Annotated in this window: 13 protein-coding genes; 6 read left to right on the forward strand and 7 right to left on the reverse strand. The window is 63.4% G+C overall.

The window, feature by feature from the left end:
• Positions 1-5: 5 nt before the first annotated feature.
• The gene (locus ACLBXN_RS03535; RefSeq protein WP_447611151.1) at positions 6-1,457 is read right to left on the reverse strand and encodes an aldehyde dehydrogenase; all 1,452 of its coding nucleotides are present in this window, start codon (positions 1,455-1,457) and stop codon (positions 6-8) included.
• A gap of 347 nt (positions 1,458-1,804) precedes the next feature.
• Between ACLBXN_RS03535 and ACLBXN_RS03540 the strand changes: the two genes are divergently transcribed.
• From ACLBXN_RS03540 to ACLBXN_RS03550, 3 genes are all read left to right on the forward strand, one after another.
• Positions 1,805-2,755, forward strand: a complete 951-nt coding sequence (locus tag ACLBXN_RS03540; protein WP_447611152.1) for an AraC-like ligand-binding domain-containing protein — start codon at positions 1,805-1,807, stop codon at positions 2,753-2,755.
• A 71-nt stretch (positions 2,756-2,826) separates the two neighbouring features.
• On the forward strand, positions 2,827-3,951 hold the full coding sequence (locus ACLBXN_RS03545; RefSeq protein WP_003057679.1) for a JmjC domain-containing protein: 1,125 nt from the start codon (positions 2,827-2,829) through the stop codon (positions 3,949-3,951).
• A gap of 377 nt (positions 3,952-4,328) precedes the next feature.
• Complete coding sequence (locus ACLBXN_RS03550; protein ID WP_447611153.1) at positions 4,329-4,601, forward strand: hypothetical protein; 273 nt, start codon at positions 4,329-4,331, stop codon at positions 4,599-4,601.
• 251 nt (positions 4,602-4,852) lie between these two features.
• Here ACLBXN_RS03550 and bamC read toward each other — a convergent pair whose 3' ends face one another.
• The 6 genes from bamC to ACLBXN_RS03580 form a co-directional block, all read right to left on the reverse strand.
• Positions 4,853-5,965 carry an outer membrane protein assembly factor BamC gene (bamC, locus tag ACLBXN_RS03555; protein WP_003057678.1) on the reverse strand — a complete coding sequence of 371 codons (1,113 nt, stop codon included), beginning with the start codon at positions 5,963-5,965 and terminating at the stop codon, positions 4,853-4,855.
• Positions 5,966-6,028: 63 nt separating this feature from the next.
• A complete protein-coding gene (gene dapA, locus ACLBXN_RS03560; protein ID WP_407715347.1) occupies positions 6,029-6,925 on the reverse strand; it encodes a 4-hydroxy-tetrahydrodipicolinate synthase in 897 nt (298 codons plus the stop codon).
• 373 nt (positions 6,926-7,298) lie between these two features.
• Complete coding sequence (locus ACLBXN_RS03565; RefSeq protein ID WP_447611154.1) at positions 7,299-7,937, reverse strand: class I SAM-dependent methyltransferase; 639 nt, start codon at positions 7,935-7,937, stop codon at positions 7,299-7,301.
• A gap of 33 nt (positions 7,938-7,970) precedes the next feature.
• Positions 7,971-8,783, reverse strand: a complete 813-nt coding sequence (locus tag ACLBXN_RS03570; RefSeq protein WP_447611155.1) for an SDR family oxidoreductase — start codon at positions 8,781-8,783, stop codon at positions 7,971-7,973.
• A 42-nt stretch (positions 8,784-8,825) separates the two neighbouring features.
• Entirely contained in the window at positions 8,826-8,957 is a 132-nt protein-coding gene (locus ACLBXN_RS03575; RefSeq protein WP_003057673.1) for a hypothetical protein, read from the reverse strand.
• Positions 8,958-8,973: 16 nt separating this feature from the next.
• Complete coding sequence (locus tag ACLBXN_RS03580; protein WP_447611193.1) at positions 8,974-10,170, reverse strand: MFS transporter; 1,197 nt, start codon at positions 10,168-10,170, stop codon at positions 8,974-8,976.
• A gap of 416 nt (positions 10,171-10,586) precedes the next feature.
• Between ACLBXN_RS03580 and ACLBXN_RS03585 the strand changes: the two genes are divergently transcribed.
• Genes ACLBXN_RS03585 through parC form a run of 3 tightly spaced genes read left to right on the forward strand, consistent with a single transcriptional unit; the run spans position 10,587 to position 15,908 of the window.
• Positions 10,587-12,557 (forward strand): DNA topoisomerase IV subunit B, encoded by a 1,971-nt coding sequence (locus tag ACLBXN_RS03585; protein ID WP_003064589.1) that lies wholly within the window; start codon positions 10,587-10,589, stop codon positions 12,555-12,557.
• 53 nt (positions 12,558-12,610) lie between these two features.
• Positions 12,611-13,477, forward strand: coding sequence for a lytic transglycosylase domain-containing protein (locus ACLBXN_RS03590; protein WP_447611158.1), 867 nt, complete (start codon positions 12,611-12,613; stop codon positions 13,475-13,477).
• Between the two features lie 40 nt (positions 13,478-13,517).
• Complete coding sequence (gene parC, locus ACLBXN_RS03595) at positions 13,518-15,908, forward strand: DNA topoisomerase IV subunit A (protein ID WP_343676476.1); 2,391 nt, start codon at positions 13,518-13,520, stop codon at positions 15,906-15,908.
• Positions 15,909-15,920: the final 12 nt, after the last annotated feature.

The raw sequence follows: 15,920 nt of genomic DNA on the forward strand, positions 1-15,920 counted from the left end.
GCGCTTCAGAAGGGGTAGTGACGTGGGCTGGTCTGCATGGTGATCCAGCGGGTATCGGTGAAGGCGTCGATGCCGGCCTGGCCGCCGAAGTGGCCATAGCCCGAGTTCTTCACGCCGCCGAAAGGCATTTGTGCTTCGTCGTGCACCGTGGGGCCGTTGACATGGCAGATGCCCGCCTCGATGCGAGCGGCCACGCGCCAGCCGCGGGCCGTGTCCCTGGTGTAGACGGCGGAGGACAGACCGAACTCGTTGTCGTTGGCCATGGCGATGGCCTGCTCTTCGCCATGCACGCGCACGATGGCCTTCACCGGGGCAAAGGTCTCTTCGCGGAAGATGCGCATCTCGGGGGTCACGCCATCGATCAGCGTGGCGGCCATCAGGGTGTCGCGTGCCTTGCCGCCGCACAGAATCCTGGCGCCCTTGCCCACGGCATCGTCGATGAGTTCGTTGACGCGGTGCACGGTGTTCATGTCCACGACCGAGCCTAGCACCACGGGGCCCTGGCGAGGGTCGCCCAGAGGCAGGGTCTGGGCGCGGCCCACCAGCTTGGCGATGAATTCCTCGGCCACGGCCTCGTCCACGATGATGCGTTCGGTGGACATGCAGATCTGGCCCGAGTTGGCAAAGGCGCCGAAAGTGCAGCCGGCCACGGCGGCATCGATGTCGGCATCGTCCAGCACCAGGAACGGGGCCTTGCCGCCCAGTTCCAGAATGACGGGCTTGAGGTATTTGGCGCAGGTCTGGCCGATGATGCGGCCCACGCGCGTGGAGCCGGTGAAATTCACACGGCGCACGGCGGGGTGGGCCACAATGGCTTCGACCACGGCACCGGCGTCTTCGGGCGCATTGGTCACGAAATTCACCACACCAGGCGGCAGGCCGCCTTCCTGCAGGGCTTCGATGATCAGGCCATGGGTGGCGGGGCACAGTTCCGAGCCCTTGAGAACCACGGTATTGCCGCAGGCCAGGGGCGTGGCGATGGCACGCACGGCCAGGATGATGGGGGCATTCCAGGGGGCGATGCCCAGCACCACGCCGGCGGGCTGGCGCACGGCCATGGCCAGGCTGCCGGGAATGTCTGAAGGAATCAGCTGGCCGTTGATCTGGGTGGTCAGCGATGCGGCTTCGAGAAACATATTGGCGGCCAGATGCACGTTGAAGCCGGCCCAGATGCCGGAGGCACCGGTTTCGGCCGCCATGGCAGCGGCAAAGGCCTCGGCCTTGGCTTCCAGGGCCTGGGAGGCCTTCATCAGCATCAGTCGGCGCTCGGTGGGGCCCAGGGCTGCCCAGGCGGGAAAGGCTGCCTCGGCGGCTTGCACGGCACGCACGGCATCGGCCGTGGTGGCGGCCGGAGCGCGCGTGGCGACCGAGCCGTCCAGAGGGTTCTTGCGCTCGAAAGTGGCGCCGTTGCTGGCCTGGGCGGTCTGGCCGCCGATGAGCATGCTTTGTTCAATCATCTTCGCTTCCTTCACCACCAGGGGCGTGTGAGCACAGTCACTGCTGGTGGATGCTGTTTGAAAAGCGGGGGCGTCGCGCAAGGCTTGCGTCACCGGGCTGGTCCCCCTCTGTCCTGATATGCCGCCGGTCAATGGCGTGGAAGTGATCGTAGAAAAAGCCTGGTTGGGATGCTGTGCGCAATGTGCACAAACCGTTTGACGAATCGTGCACCTGACCTAGGGTTTGCACTAGATCGAGGTGCTGGCGGGAGATTCCCCGTGCCGAGAGCACCAGGGCGCGCACTTGCCGATAATTGCCATACTTTGCCGGCACAGGCAGGGATCGATACAACGAGGAGTCAAGGCCCATGACCGCGCCCGTGGTACTGAGTACCGATGGTCTTCCCGAGAAGGAAACTGCAGCTGCCTGGCAGGGCTGGATGGCGCAGCTGTTCTCGGGCCTGGACACGGATCTCTATGGCGACACCTGTTTTGACGGGCACCTGAGCGTGGCGTACGCAGGCGATGTCATGCTCACCAAGCTGGAGGCCGGACGTCATCGCGTCATACGCGGCAGCCACCGCCAGCGCGACAGCGAAGCCGCCTATCTCAAGATCGTCGCGCCCTGGAGCGGTCACGCCGAGGTGGAGCAAGGCGGCAGCCGGACCCTGGTGAGCAACGGCAGCTGGGCCATCTATGACACCTCGCAGCCCTATGTGGTGGACAACCCTCAGCACACGGAGCACCTGATCATGATGGTGCCCAAGCAGAGCATTGCCGAGCGAGGCCTGCGCCTGGAAAACCTCATGGGGCTATCCGTAGGAGGCAGCTCCGGCATGGCCCGCATTGCGCTGCAGACCATGCGCAGCACCTATCAGGAGCTCGACAATATGACGGCGCCGCTGGCGCGCCGCGCCGGGGAGCTGCTGGTGGACATGGTGCACCTGTCCTTGCAGGCACTTGGCGGGCAGGCCACGGCGGTGACGCAGAAGCAGGCCTTGTACGAGCGCATCTGCGACCATGTGGCCAGCCATGTGCGCGACCCTGGGCTGTCGGTCGACCAGGTGGCTCAGGCGCTCAACTGCAGCCGCCGTCATCTGCACAATGCCTTTGCGGGGCGTGAACAGTCGCTGGGCGCTTTCATCCAGCAAAGCCGGCTGGAGCTTTGCATGCGGGAGCTGCATTCCGCGGCGCTTGCGCATCGCACCATCACCGAGATCGCCATGGGCTGCGGTTTTGGCAACAGCGCTCACTTCAGCCGGGCCTTCAAGGCCCACACCGGCATGTCGCCGTCCGAGTTCAGAGCGCTCGGTCATTGATCTGTGCCGACCAGCGATATCGAGGCCTATAGGACAATGCAGTCCGTTGCTTAGAAAGCAGGACTGGATTCATGGACATCAATACGCCGCTCACCCTGCTGGGTGGACTTACCGCTTCTCAATTCATGCGCAAGCACTGGCATAAAAAGCCTTTGCTGGTGCGCCAGGCCATTCCCGGCTTCAAGGCCCCGATTCCGCGTGCTCGCCTGCTGGCCATGGCGGGCGAAGAGGGCGTGGAGTCGCGCCTGATCCAGCAGCTGGAAGGCGATAACTGGAAGCTCAGTCACGGCCCGCTGTCCCGGCGCAGCCTGCCCGCATTGACCAAGCCGGGCTGGACGGTGCTGGTGCAAGGCGTGGACATGCATGACGCCAAGGCACACGAGCTGCTGCAGCAATTTCGCTTTGTGCCCGAGGCGCGTCTCGATGATCTGATGATCAGCTTTGCCACCGATCAAGGCGGCGTGGGGCCCCACTTCGACAGCTATGACGTCTTCCTGCTGCAGGCCCATGGCAAGCGCCGCTGGCGCATCGGCCGTCAGAAAGACCTGTCCCTGCAGCCGGGCAAGCCATTGAAGGTTCTCTCCCATTTCGAGCCCGAAGAGGAGTTCGTGCTGGAGCCGGGCGACATGCTGTATCTGCCGCCCAAATGGGCGCATGACGGTGTGGCCGAAGGCGAGTGCATGACCTATTCGATCGGTTTCCGCTCGCCCGATCGCAGCGAGCTGGGCCGCGAGCTGCTGCTGCGCATGTCGGATGAGCCCGACGAGCCCGAAACGCCGGTCATCTATCGCGACCCCAAGCAGGAGGCCGTGAGCAACCCGGCGCTGATTCCTGAAGCCATGTATGACTTTGCCCGCGAGGCACTGAAGAAGGCCATGGCCGAGCCGCTGGCACTGGAGCGCGCGCTGGGCGAATATCTGAGCGACCCCAAGCCCAATGTCTGGTTCGAGCATGGCGATGAAAACGGCATGTTCGAAAGCGTGGTGCTGGATCGCCGAACGCGCATGATGTATGACGCCAAGCACATCTTCATCAATGGCGAAAGCTATCTGGCGGGCGGCCGCGATGCCACGCTGATGCGCAAGCTGGCTGACACCCGGGCGCTGTCGCGCAAGGATCTGGCAACCGCCAGCGATGATGCGCTGGAGTTGCTGTCATCGTGGTTCGATGCGGGCTGGGTTCGCTCGGGCGACTGAAACAGGGTGGACTTGTAACAGCGATCGTGCTAACTTACGGGTTTGTCCTCTGTGGCTTCCGTTGATTTGGCGGGCTTTGTGTAGATTATGTAAATCTTCGTCAAAGCTCTGTCAGGGATTTGACAGGAAGAAATTTATGCTCCACAGTGTGACTCAAGGCAAGCGTGGGCTTGCCCGGTAAATGAGAACGCACCGATTTGTGCAGAATTGTTTAGTTGCTGTCAGTATCAGTCAGCAATGGGCAAAACTACCTATAATGCGGTCTGAGTCGAATTTATCGTTTGACCTGATCTGCCATAGCGATCAATAGCTGCAAAAGGCTGACCGTAATGGCAATCTGCATACCGTCTGCTGAACCTACCATTTAGGAAATCGTCATGAAGAACTCTCTGATTCTGGCTACCGTGATCGCTGCTGCTGCTCTGGCTGCTTGCGGCAAGAAGGAAGAAGCTCCTGCTGCTCCCGCTCCTGCTGTGGAAGCTCCTGCTGCTCCCGCTCCTGCTGCTGAAGCTCCTGCTGCTCCCGCCGCTGACGCTGCTGCTCCTGCTGCTGACGCTCCTGCAGCCCCCGCCCCCGCCGCTGACGCTCCTGCTGCTCCTGCCGCTGACGCTCCTGCTGCTCCCGCCGCTGAAGCTCCTGCTGCCAAGTAATTCGCTGCATCAGCCAGCTTGAGGTCCAGGCCTCGAGCGTAAAAAAAACCGCACCCAGGTGCGGTTTTTTTGCGTCTGGAGTTTACAGCGGGTTCTTGAGTTGCGGATACGTGTCGCCATACAAGGTCCGCACTTGCCTGAGCCGATTCTGCTGGACAAGAGCGCGTCATGAGCACGGAGTTCGATTCGTTCGGGCATGAAAAAAGCCACCAGGGCCGAGCCTGGTGGCTTTTGTAGGGGGGCAGTGCTCTTTACTTCAGATCATCGGTGATGATGCGCACGATGCGCTGGCCGTTGGCGCTGCTGTCGGGCTGGCCCTGCTCATTGAGCACGCTGACCTGGGACTTGTTGCCATCGCCCTTGACCTGGATCTGGTACTTCTGAGGCGCAGCGGCTTCCTTGCCCTGGCTGAAGATCTTGCTGAAGAAGCCCTTGGACTCCTGCTTGGCATTGGGGTCCACGTAGCGCACATAGTAGAGGCCACGGCTGCGGTCGCGGTCTTCCACGGTGAAGCCGGTGCGGTCCAGTGCCACGCCAACGCGGCGCCATGCGCGCTCAAAGCCTTCTTCCAGCTGCAGTGTGGGCACGCCGTTGACGGTGTCCATGCGTGCGCTGGTCGAGGTGGTGGCCGCAGACCTGTCGGCCTTGGCGACGGCAGAGGCCTGCTCTTCGCTCACGCCCAGCTTGACCATGATGCGGCGCAGGAATTCGGTCTCCAGCTCGGGGTCGCGAGGACGCGGTTGCCAGATGGTGTTGTCCTTGCGCTCGCTGGTATAGACCTCCTGCATGCCACGGTGGGTGACATAGATGCGGGTCTTGCCATCGGGTTCACGCTCCAGGCGGGTGCGGAACTTGTCGCGCTCGCTGGTGGAGTAGAGCGAGTCGAAAACCTTGCCCAGGCTTCTGCGGATGATGTCCTGAGGCAGCTTGGCGCGGTTTTCGGCCCAGTCGGTTTCGAGAATGCCCAGCTGGCGGTCTTCCATCGCATAGATGAAGCCGTTTTCCAGCCAGAAATCGCGAGTCGGCTCCCAGAGCTTGTCGGCTCCGCGATCCACCACCAGCCAGTGCTCGGCGCCGTCACGCTCGATGCGGACGTCGCCAATCTTGTTGGCCGCAGTGTTGTTGTCGGTCGGCTTGGCTGCCTGGGCGTTGGCCTGCATGGCAGCAGCGGATACCACGCCACCAGGGACGGTATAGCGCGAGTCTTGCGACAGCTGCGTCAGATCCGGAGGAACTTCGAGAGAGGGAGCTTGATTCTTGCCCGCGCTCTTGTAGTCGATCTTGGTCTCTTGGAACGTGGTCGTGCAGGCAGACAGGCCCAGCGCGATGCTGAGCAGGCTCAAACGTGCTGTTTGTTGTTTCACGCGGATTGTCCTTGGGTAGCGTTCAAGCTATGTGCGAAAAACCGCTAGCTTAGCGCAACTCGATCAGAGTACGCCAACTTTACGCAGAGCATCCTCAACAACTGCTTCGCATTGCTCGCTCAGCTGCGTCATGGGCAGGCGCATGGCGGGGCCGCACAAACCCATGCGGGCTGCTGCCCATTTCACGGGAATGGGATTGGCTTCCACAAACAGGCTCTTGTGCAGGGGCATGAGCTTGAACTGGATTTCCATGGCGCGCTTGGTATCGCCGGCCATGGCGGCCTTGCACAGCTCGCTCATCAGACGGGGGGCGACGTTGGCCGTCACGCTGATATTGCCGTGGCCGCCGCACAGCATCAGTGCCACGGCGGTGGGGTCGTCACCGGAGTAGACGCCGAAGCCGGCGGGCACATCGCGGATCAGCCATTGGGCACGCTCGATGTTGCCGGTGGCTTCCTTGATGCCGATGATGCCGGGGATCTGGGCCAGACGCAGCACGGTGTCATGCTGCATGTCGGCGACCGAGCGACCGGGCACGTTGTACAGAACCACGGGCAGGTCGCCAGTGGCTTCGGCGATGGCCTTGAAGTGCTGGTACTGGCCTTCCTGCGTGGGCTTGTTGTAGTAGGGAACGACCTGCAGCTGGCTGTCTGCGCCCACCTTCTTGGCGTACCTGGCCAGCTCGATGGCTTCGTGCGTGCTGTTGGCACCGCAGCCGGCCATGATGGAGACACGGCCGGCGGCCTGCTCCACGGCGACGCGAATGATTTCGCAATGCTCTTCGACATTCACGGTGGGCGACTCACCGGTGGTGCCGACCACACCGATGCAGTTGGTGCCTTCGGCCACATGCCAGTCGATGAGTTTGCGCAGCGACGGGTAGTCGACGCTACCGTCTTCGAGCATGGGCGTAATGAGGGCAACAATGCTGCCAGTGAGAGCAACGGAGGGTGATGTCATATCCGCAATCAGAAAACGGTAAAAATGAATTCTACAAACAGGGACAGGGTGCAAGCAGTGGTTTGCTGTCAACAGTGTCTAGCAAAACTCTGTTTTTGTCGAAGTGTTGTTGATAAATGACGAAATGACGAAATATTTAATTTTTGTGCGTCATATTGTTTGTTGATTGCTGGTCTGTTTCAGACGCCATGACGGTAATCCGGTCGTGTTGCGAGTTCTGACAGATGCGGCCGGCCAAGGCCTGCGGACCGGGTCGCGGCCGCGCCGGCATCGCTTGGGCGTTGCTGCAGTGGCTGTGGACAGCGGCCTGCGCCAGCCGCTTTGCAAAGGCCCGGGCCTGGAGCGCCGGTCAGATCGCTGTGCCAAAAGGGTGTCAGGCTGGCAGCAATGGGGCAGGCGTGAGCGCTGCGCCATCGGGCCGGATGGCGGCGATGCGCTGCACCACGCGCGCGGGTTGCTCGAGCAGACCATGCTCGTAGGCAACGATATTCCAGCCGGCGCAGACCTGCAGCAGCTCGCCGGGAGCGAGCAGAAAGTCCGGGCGCGAGGGCTTGCCATAGGCCTCGTTGCCCTGGGCAAAGGTTTCGTAGAGCAGCACGCCGCCGGGCTTGACGCTGTCCAGAATCAGCGGCCACAGCGGACGCCACAGATAGTTGGTGACGACCACGCCATCAAAGCTGCGGCCCGTCAGCGGCCAGGCGTTGTTCTCGATGTCGGCGGTAATCGTCTCGGCGATATCCGCCACGGACTGGGTCGCCTCCGGCGCCTTGTCCACGCTGGTCAGCTTGTGATCCAGGGCCGAGAAGAAACGGGTATGGCGGCCCATGCCGCAGGCCAGATCCAGCACCGAGCCCTGCGGGCGTACCAGATGGGCAAAGCGGGCAATCCAGGCGGAGGGCGCCGGCGCGCAGTGGCTGGCGGAAATCGCAGGAATGGCGGCGGCTGAGGGAGGCGGGGTGTGGCTGGTCATCTTGCGAAAACTATAGCAGTGCCCGCAGGCCTGTTTCTGCATGGCCTGCCTCCACCTCGGCAGCCTCGCGTCGGCTCAGTGCGGCTTCACATCGTCCTTGAGCGCGGACAGGGCCATGTCTTCCACCATGCTCGGGGCGATCAGCTTGATGAAGCGGCCCAGTTTGCCCTTGCCTGTCATCACCACCTCGCGCTGACGGTGCTTCAGGCCGTCGAGGATGAGGCGCGCGCATTCGGCCACCGTCATCGCGCCGTCTTCCTTGAGGCCGCTGACGCCTGCGGCTTCGCCTCTGGCGTTGTAGCCGTGGTAGCGGATGCGCGTATCCACCACGCCGGGGTAGGCGGTGGTCACGCTCACGCCGGCGGGTTTGAGCTCGATGCGCAGGGCTTCAAAGAAGCCGGCCATGGCGAACTTGCTGGCGCTGTAGGCCGTGCGGCCTGGCACGCCGATCAGTCCAGCCAGCGAAGACACGGCGACGATGGAGCCCTGGCTGGTCTTGAGGTGCGGCAGCGCCGCGTGGGTGCACCAGACGCTGCCCCAGAGGTTGATGCGCATCAGCCTTTCATACCAGCCCAGGTCTTGCGCGCTGACCTGTTCGAACAGCGCATGGGCCGAGACCCCGGCGTTGTTGATCAGGGCGTCCAGCCCGCCGAACTGCTGCACTGCGGCGTCGATCAGCGCGCGGCACTGGGCCTCTTCGCTCACATCGGTGGGAACTTCCAGCACCTGCGCCCCCAGGGCCCGGCATTGTTCTGCCACGGCCTGCAGGTTGCCGGCATTGCGTGCGGCCAGCGTCAGCTGCAGCCGGCTCTGATGGGTTTGCGCCAGCTGGCGGGCCATTTCGGCGCCTATGCCGTCCGAGGCTCCGGTGATGATGATGCGGGCCATGCTCTCTCCCGGCCATGCCGCCCGGGCGGCTTGCCCAAGAGCTCAGAAGCAGGCCCAGACCTGGTCTGCCAGTGTGAGCATGAATTCCGGTTGCAGATACAGGGCAAACACCGCCAGCAGCAGCACGAGCACGGCACACCAGATGGAGATGCGTTGCCAGAGTTTGAGCTGCATGGTGGTGTCTCCGGTATCAGGCGGCGCTGGGCGTGCGGCGCACGATGGCTGCCTCGCGCACGGGCAGGTTGACGACGGCGGCAAAAATGCCCAGGGCAATCGAGATGTACCAGACCATGTCGTAGTTGCCGTTGATATCGTAGAGATAGCCGCCCAGCCATACGCCCAGGAAGCTGCCGATCTGGTGGCTGAAGAAGACAAAGCCGCCCAGCATGGACAGATGCTGCACGCCGAAGATCTGGGCGATGGTGGCATTGGTCAGCGGCACGGTGGACAGCCACAGAAAGCCCATGGCGGCGCAGAAGGCATAGACCGACCAGGGCGAGAGCGGGGCCAGCAAAAAGGCCACCGTGGCCACCGAACGCAGACCGTAGATGCCCGACAGCAGATAGCGCTTGGGCAGCTTCTGGCCCAGATTGCCGGCCAGATAGGTGCCGAAGATATTGAACAGGCCGACCAGGGCCAGCGAATAGCTGGCCACATGGGGCTCCATGCCGAAGTCCTTCAGATAGCTGGGCATGTGCACGCCGATGAACATGACCTGGAAGCCGCAGACGAAGTAGCCCGCCATCAGCAGCAGAAAGCTGGGGTAGGTCCAGGCTTCCTTGAGCGCCTGACCAACGGTCTGCTCGCGCTTGATGGGCGTGCTGCCGCCAAAGCCCGGCTCGCGCAGGCCGAAGGCCAGGGCGGCGATCAGCAGCGCGAACAGCGCCAGTATCAGCAAGGCATTGGACCAGCCGAACTGGGCGATCAGCCTGCCTTCCACGGGCACCATGAAGAACTGGCCGAACGAGCCTGCCGCCGCGGCCACGCCCATGGCCCAGCTGCGCCGCGCCACGGGAATCTGCCGGCCCAGCACGCCGTAGATCACGGCATAGGTGGTGCCGGCCTGGGCCGCGCCGATCAGCACGCCGGCGGTCAGCAGGAACACCGTGGAACTGGGGGACAGCGCCATGCCGACCAGACCCAGGGCATAGAGAACGGAGCCGCCGATCAGCACCTTGAAGGCGCCGATGCGGTCGGCCAGCATGCCGACGAAGATGCCCAGGATGCCCCAGGACAGGTTCTGCACGGCAATGGCCAGGGAGAAGTTCTCGCGCGTCCAGCCCATGTCCTGGGTGATGGGCTGCAGCCAGAGCCCGAAGCCGTGGCGTATGCCCATCGAGAGCGTGACGATGGCGCCACCGCACAGAAGAATCTGCGCCATGGACATGGGGGCTGGAGTTGTCTTTGTTGTCATGCCGTGCTTGCGAAAAAGGCCTGGGGTGCGGTCAGCTCACCACTGTAACCAAAGCCGCTGCTTCGCGCCGGCACAGCTCGTCACATGTGCGCCAGCCTGTGCTGCCAGAATGCGGGAGCGGCGCCGGGCCCTGCGCGCCTGCAGCAAGTCGCGATCCATAAAAAGTGAGCGCCTTGCGCAAGGACTGCAATAAAAACTGATTTAAATCTATCTGAAACTATTGAATAGCATGCGGTAGAAGCTATCTTTTTAAGAGTTGTCGCAGCGGGCAAGATGCGCTGAAAACACGTTGCCAAGACAGATGTTCGGGCTTTGTGCAAGAGTATTGGGAGTAAACAACTGTGAATTTATCCAGCTCTCTTCCGGAGAGGCCACTACAATCCGCCCCCATGGCAGTCAAACCGTCCAACGAATATTCCGAAGGCTCGATCCGCGTTCTCAAGGGTCTGGAGCCTGTCAAGCAGCGTCCCGGCATGTATACGCGCACCGACAACCCCCTGCACATACTGCAGGAGGTGATCGACAACGCGGCCGATGAGGCGCTTGCCGGCTACGGCAAGAAAATCAAGTTCACCATGCACGCCGACGGCTCCTACAGCGTGGAGGACGACGGGCGCGGCATTCCCTTCGGCCTGCACCCCGAGGAAAAGGCGCCCGTGGTGGAGCTGGTCTTCACGCGCTTGCACGCGGGCGGCAAGTTCGACAAGGGCAATGGCGGCGCCTACAGCTTCTCGGGCGGTCTGCATGGCGTGGGCGTTTCGGTGACGAATGCGCTGGCGACGCGTCTGGAGGTGCAGGTGCACCGCGACGGCCAGGTGGCCACGCTGGTGTTCTCGGGCGGCGATGTGATCGAGCCGCTCAAGGTGCGCCCTCTGCAGGCCGGCGAGCGCAAGCAGGGCACGACGGTACGTGCCTGGCCCGATGCCAAATACTTCGAATCCTCGGCCCTGCCCATGGGCGAGCTGGTGCATCTGCTGCGCAGCAAGGCTGTGCTCATGCCCGGCGTGGCCGTCTCGCTGATCAACGAAAAGTCGCGTGACACCCAGAGCTGGCAGTTCAAGGGCGGTCTGCGTGACTATCTGGCGCAGAGCCTGCATGGCGAGCCCGTCATCCCCCTGTTCGAGGGCGAGGGCTTTGCCGACAAGAACAACGACAGCTTTGCCGAAGGCGAGGGCGCGGCCTGGTGCGTGGCCTTCACCGAAGACGGCGCGCCACTGCGCGAAAGCTATGTCAACCTGATACCCACCACGGCGGGCGGCACGCATGACAGCGGCCTGCGCGACGGCCTGTTCCAGGCCGTCAAGGCCTTCATCGACATGCATTCGCTGCTGCCCAAGGGCGTCAAGCTCATGCCCGACGACGTGTTTGCGCGCGCCAGCTATGTGCTCAATGCCAAGGTGCTGGACCCGCAGTTTCAGGGCCAGATCAAGGAGCGCCTGAACTCGCGCGATGCCGTGCGTCTGGTCTCGGGCTTTGTGCGCCCGGCGCTGGAGCTGTGGCTCAACGAGCATGTGGACTGGGGCAAGAAGCTGGCCGAGATCGCCATCAAGGCCGCCCAGACTCGCCAGAAGGCCGGCCAGAAGGTGGAAAAGCGCAAGGGCAGCGGCGTGGCCGTGCTGCCCGGCAAGCTGACCGATTGCGAGAGCAAGGACATAGCCGTCAACGAGGTGTTTCTGGTCGAGGGCGACTCTGCCGGCGGCAGCGCCAAGATGGGCCGCGACAAGGAAACCCAGGCCATCCTTCCGCTGCGCGGCAAGGTGCTCAACACCTGGGAGGTGGATCGTGACCGGCTGTTCGCCAACAACGAAATCCACGATATCTCGGTGGCGATCGGCGTGGACCCGCATGGCCCCAATGACGAGCCCGACCTGTCCGGCCTGCGCTACGGCAAGATCTGCATTCTCTCGGATGCGGACGTGGACGGATCGCACATCCAGGTGCTGCTGCTGACGCTGTTCTTCAAGCATTTCCCCAAGCTCATCGAAGCCGGCCACATCCATGTGGCGCTGCCGCCGCTGTTCCGTGTGGACGTGCCTGCGCGCGGCAAGAAGCCCGCCATCAAGGTCTATGCGCTCGATGCGGGCGAGCTCGATGCCATCATCGAAAAATGCGCCAAGGACGGCGTGCCGCGCGAGAAATGCCAGGTCAGCCGTTTCAAGGGCCTGGGCGAGATGAATGCCGAACAGCTGTGGGAAACCACGCTGAACCCCGATACGCGTCGTCTGCTGCCGGTGCAGTTCATGAATCTGGACTTTGCACAGTCGGAGGCCGTGGTCACCAAGCTCATGGGCAAGGGCGAAGCCGCCGCCCGCCGCGAGCTGATGGAGCTGCATGGCGATGCCGTGGAGGTCGATATCTAGGCGGGCGTTGCAACGCCTGCACTAGCGCTCACTAGCGGTCGATGGAGCCAGCCATGCACAAGCCCATGTTCGATGCCTCACCCAGCCATCCGCCTGCGCGCGGCGGGCTCGCGTCTGTGCGTTTGCGACGTGCGGTGGCTGCTGCCCTGCTGGCGGGCTCGGGCTGGCTGGCCCTGGCGCCGGCGGCGCATGCCGATCTCTGGGCCTATGTCGATGAATTCGGGGTCACGCACTTTGCGGCCGAGGCGCTGGACGAACGCTACAAGCTGTTCTTCAAGGGCGAGCTCTACGACAGCAGCCAGCCGGGTCTGCAGCTCAAGCCGGATTCGGCGGCCGAGGGGCTCAACGCCCGCACGCGCATGCAGAGCTTTTTCGAGGTCTCGCCGCGCTACAAGAGCGTGAGGCCGCATCTGCAGAAGGCGGCCGAGAGAACCGGCGTGGACTATGACCTGATCAAGGCCGTGATCGCCGTGGAGTCCGGCTTTGATGCCCAGGCCGTCTCTCCCAAGGGCGCTGTCGGTCTGATGCAGCTGATGCCGGCTACGGCCGAGCGCTTTGGCGTGGCGGCCAGCAAGAAGCGCAGCCTGCAGCAGCAGCTGGCCGACCCGGCCGTGAACGTGCCTGCCGGCGCGCGCTATCTGAGCTATCTGATGGACTTGTTCCCGGGCCGGCTCGATCTGGTGCTGGCCGCCTATAACGCGGGCGAAGGTGCGGTGCAGAAGTTTGGCAAGGCGATTCCGCCCTATAAAGAAACAATGAATTACGTCAAGGCCGTCACGGGCATCTACGAGCAGCTGCAGGCAGCCAGGCCCCTGAGCGGCCGGCTGGCTGCGGCCGGCTCGGCTGGTCGCGGCGGCTCCCGCATACGCATGACTCTGCCGGGCGCGGCCCCTGCGGCCGCGGACGCGCAAATACCTTGAGTCGCCGGATCGGCGCAATTTGGAAAATCACAAAGAATTCATGAGCGATCAAACCACACTGGATTTGTCTCAACAAGCCGCTGGCGATGCACTGGACCTGGGTCAATACGCACAGCGCGCCTATCTCGAATACGCTTTATCGGTGGTCAAGGGCCGTGCCCTGCCGGATGTCAGCGATGGCCTCAAGCCCGTGCAGCGCCGCATTCTCTATGCCATGGAGCGCATGGGCCTGAGCTACAGCGGCCCGAACGGCAATACGGCGGCCAAGCCGGTCAAGAGCGCCCGTGTCGTCGGCGACGTGCTGGGCCGCTTTCACCCGCACGGCGACCAGTCGGCCTACGACGCACTGGTGCGCATGGCGCAGGACTTCAACCAGCGCTACCCGCTGGTCGACGGCCAGGGTAACTTCGGCAGCCGCGACGGCGACGGCGCTGCGGCCATGCGCTATACCGAGGCGCGCCTGTCCAAGATCACCGGCCTGCTGCTCGACGAAATCGATATGGGCACGGTGGACTTCGTGCCCAATTACGACGGCAGCACCCAGGAGCCCAAGCAACTTCCGGCCCGTCTGCCGTTCTCGCTGCTCAATGGAGCCAGCGGCATTGCCGTGGGTCTGGCAACGGAAATCCCCAGCCACAATCTGCCCGAAGTGGCAGCGGCCTGCGTGGCCCTGATCAAGAAGCCGCAGCTGCCCGAGGAGGAACTGCTGGCGCTGATTCCCGGCCCCGACTATCCGGGTGGCGGCCAGATCATTTCGTCCAGCAGCGATATCGCCGATGCCTACCGTACGGGTCGCGGCAGTCTCAAGGTGCGCGCGCGCTGGAAGATCGAAGAGCTGGCACGCGGCCAGTGGCAGTTGGTGGTGACCGAGCTGCCGCCCGGCGTGTCGGCCCAGAAGGTGCTCGAAGAGATCGAGGACATCACCAATCCCAAGGTCAAGACCGGCAAGAAGGCGCTGAGCCAGGAGCAGACCCAGCTCAAGGCCAGCATGCTGGCCGTGCTGGACTGCGTGCGCGACGAGTCGAGCAAGGATGCGCCGGTGCGCATCGTGTTCGAACCCAAGACCGGCAAGATCCCTCAGTCGGAGCTGATCACGGCGCTGCTGGCCCACACCAGCCTGGAGTCTTCGAGCTCGATCAACCTGACCAGCATCGGCCTCGATGGCCGCCCGGTGCAGAAATCGCTGCGCCAGATGCTGGAGGAGTGGATTGCCTTCCGCTTCCAGACCGTGACGCGACGCAGCCGGCATCGGCTGGAGAAGGTGCTCGATCGCATCCACATCCTCGAAGGCCGCCAGGCTGTGCTGCTCAATATCGACAAGGTCATTGCCATCATCCGCGCCAGCGATGAACCCAAGCAGGCCCTGATCGACGCCTTCAATCTCTCCGAGCGTCAGGCCGAGGACATTCTTGAAATCCGTCTGCGCCAATTGGCGCGCCTGGAGGCCATCAAGATCGAGCAGGAGCTCAAGGAGCTGCGCAGCGAGCAGGGCAAGCTTGAGGACATCCTGGGCAGCGAGGCGACCATGCGCCGCCTGATCTGCAAGGAAATCGAGGCCGATGCCAAGACCTTCGGCGATGCCCGTCGCACGCTGATCCACGAGGAGAAAAAGGTGGTGGCCGAGGTCAAGGTGGTGGATGAACCCACGACCGTGATCATTTCCGAAAAGGGCTGGGTGCGCACGCGTCAAGGCCATGGTGTGGACGCTGCCACGCTGAGCTTCAAGGCCGGCGACAGCCTCTACGGCACGTTCGAGTGCCGCACCGTCGATCAGTTGCTGGCCTTTGGCAGCAACGGCCGGGTCTACTCGGTGCCGGTATCGGCCCTGCCGGGCGGACGCGGCGACGGCCAGCCCGTGACGACGATGATCGAACTCGAAGCCGGTACCCAGCTGCTGTACTACTTTGCCGGCAGCGAAAGCACACAGCTGCTGCTCTCGGGCTCGGGCGCCTATGGCTTCACGGCGAATGTGGGCGATATGGTCTCGCGCCAGAAGGCCGGCAAGGCCTTTGTCACGCTGGGCGAGGGCGAGACCCTGTGCGCGCCTTCGGTGGTGCATGGCGTGCCCATGAATGCGCGTGCCGAGTATGTGGAAGGCGGCGATCAGGGGGCCGGTTTGCTCAACCCCGCCAGCCATGTGATCTGCGCCTCGGTGGGCGGTCGCATTCTGACCTTCGAGATCGCCGAGCTCAAGGCCATGCCCAAGGGCGGGCGCGGCCTGATGCTGATCAGCCTGGAAGACAAGGACCAGCTGGCCGGCGCTGCCGCCTATACGCGCAGCATTCGCCTGGATGGCGTGGGGCGCGGCGGCAAGGCACGTACCGAGACGCTGGAGATCCGCAGCCTCAACAATGCCCGCGGCAACCGCGGTCGCAAGGGCAAGGCCGCAGACCTGGGCTTCAAGCCGCAGGCGGTGACGCGCGTGGAGTAAGATTCAGAGCGC

The organism is Comamonas sp. C24C (assembly GCF_053345995.1).

Bases quoted from the DNA above. Each gene is read 5' to 3' on its own strand.
- ACLBXN_RS03545 (WP_003057679.1), top strand. From the start codon at position 2,827: ATGGACATCAATACGCCGCTCACCCTGCTGGGTGGACTTACCGCTTCT.
- dapA (WP_407715347.1), bottom strand. From the start codon at position 6,925: ATGACATCACCCTCCGTTGCTCTCACTGGCAGCATTGTTGCCCTCATT.
- ACLBXN_RS03550 (WP_447611153.1), top strand. From the start codon at position 4,329: ATGAAGAACTCTCTGATTCTGGCTACCGTGATCGCTGCTGCTGCTCTG.
- ACLBXN_RS03590 (WP_447611158.1), top strand. From the start codon at position 12,611: ATGCACAAGCCCATGTTCGATGCCTCACCCAGCCATCCGCCTGCGCGC.
- ACLBXN_RS03540 (WP_447611152.1), top strand. From the start codon at position 1,805: ATGACCGCGCCCGTGGTACTGAGTACCGATGGTCTTCCCGAGAAGGAA.
- ACLBXN_RS03575 (WP_003057673.1), bottom strand. From the start codon at position 8,957: ATGCAGCTCAAACTCTGGCAACGCATCTCCATCTGGTGTGCCGTGCTC.
- parC (WP_343676476.1), top strand. From the start codon at position 13,518: ATGAGCGATCAAACCACACTGGATTTGTCTCAACAAGCCGCTGGCGAT.
- ACLBXN_RS03585 (WP_003064589.1), top strand. From the start codon at position 10,587: ATGGCAGTCAAACCGTCCAACGAATATTCCGAAGGCTCGATCCGCGTT.
- ACLBXN_RS03570 (WP_447611155.1), bottom strand. From the start codon at position 8,783: ATGGCCCGCATCATCATCACCGGAGCCTCGGACGGCATAGGCGCCGAA.
- ACLBXN_RS03565 (WP_447611154.1), bottom strand. From the start codon at position 7,937: ATGCAGAAACAGGCCTGCGGGCACTGCTATAGTTTTCGCAAGATGACC.
- ACLBXN_RS03535 (WP_447611151.1), bottom strand. From the start codon at position 1,457: ATGATTGAACAAAGCATGCTCATCGGCGGCCAGACCGCCCAGGCCAGC.
- ACLBXN_RS03580 (WP_447611193.1), bottom strand. From the start codon at position 10,170: ATGTCCATGGCGCAGATTCTTCTGTGCGGTGGCGCCATCGTCACGCTC.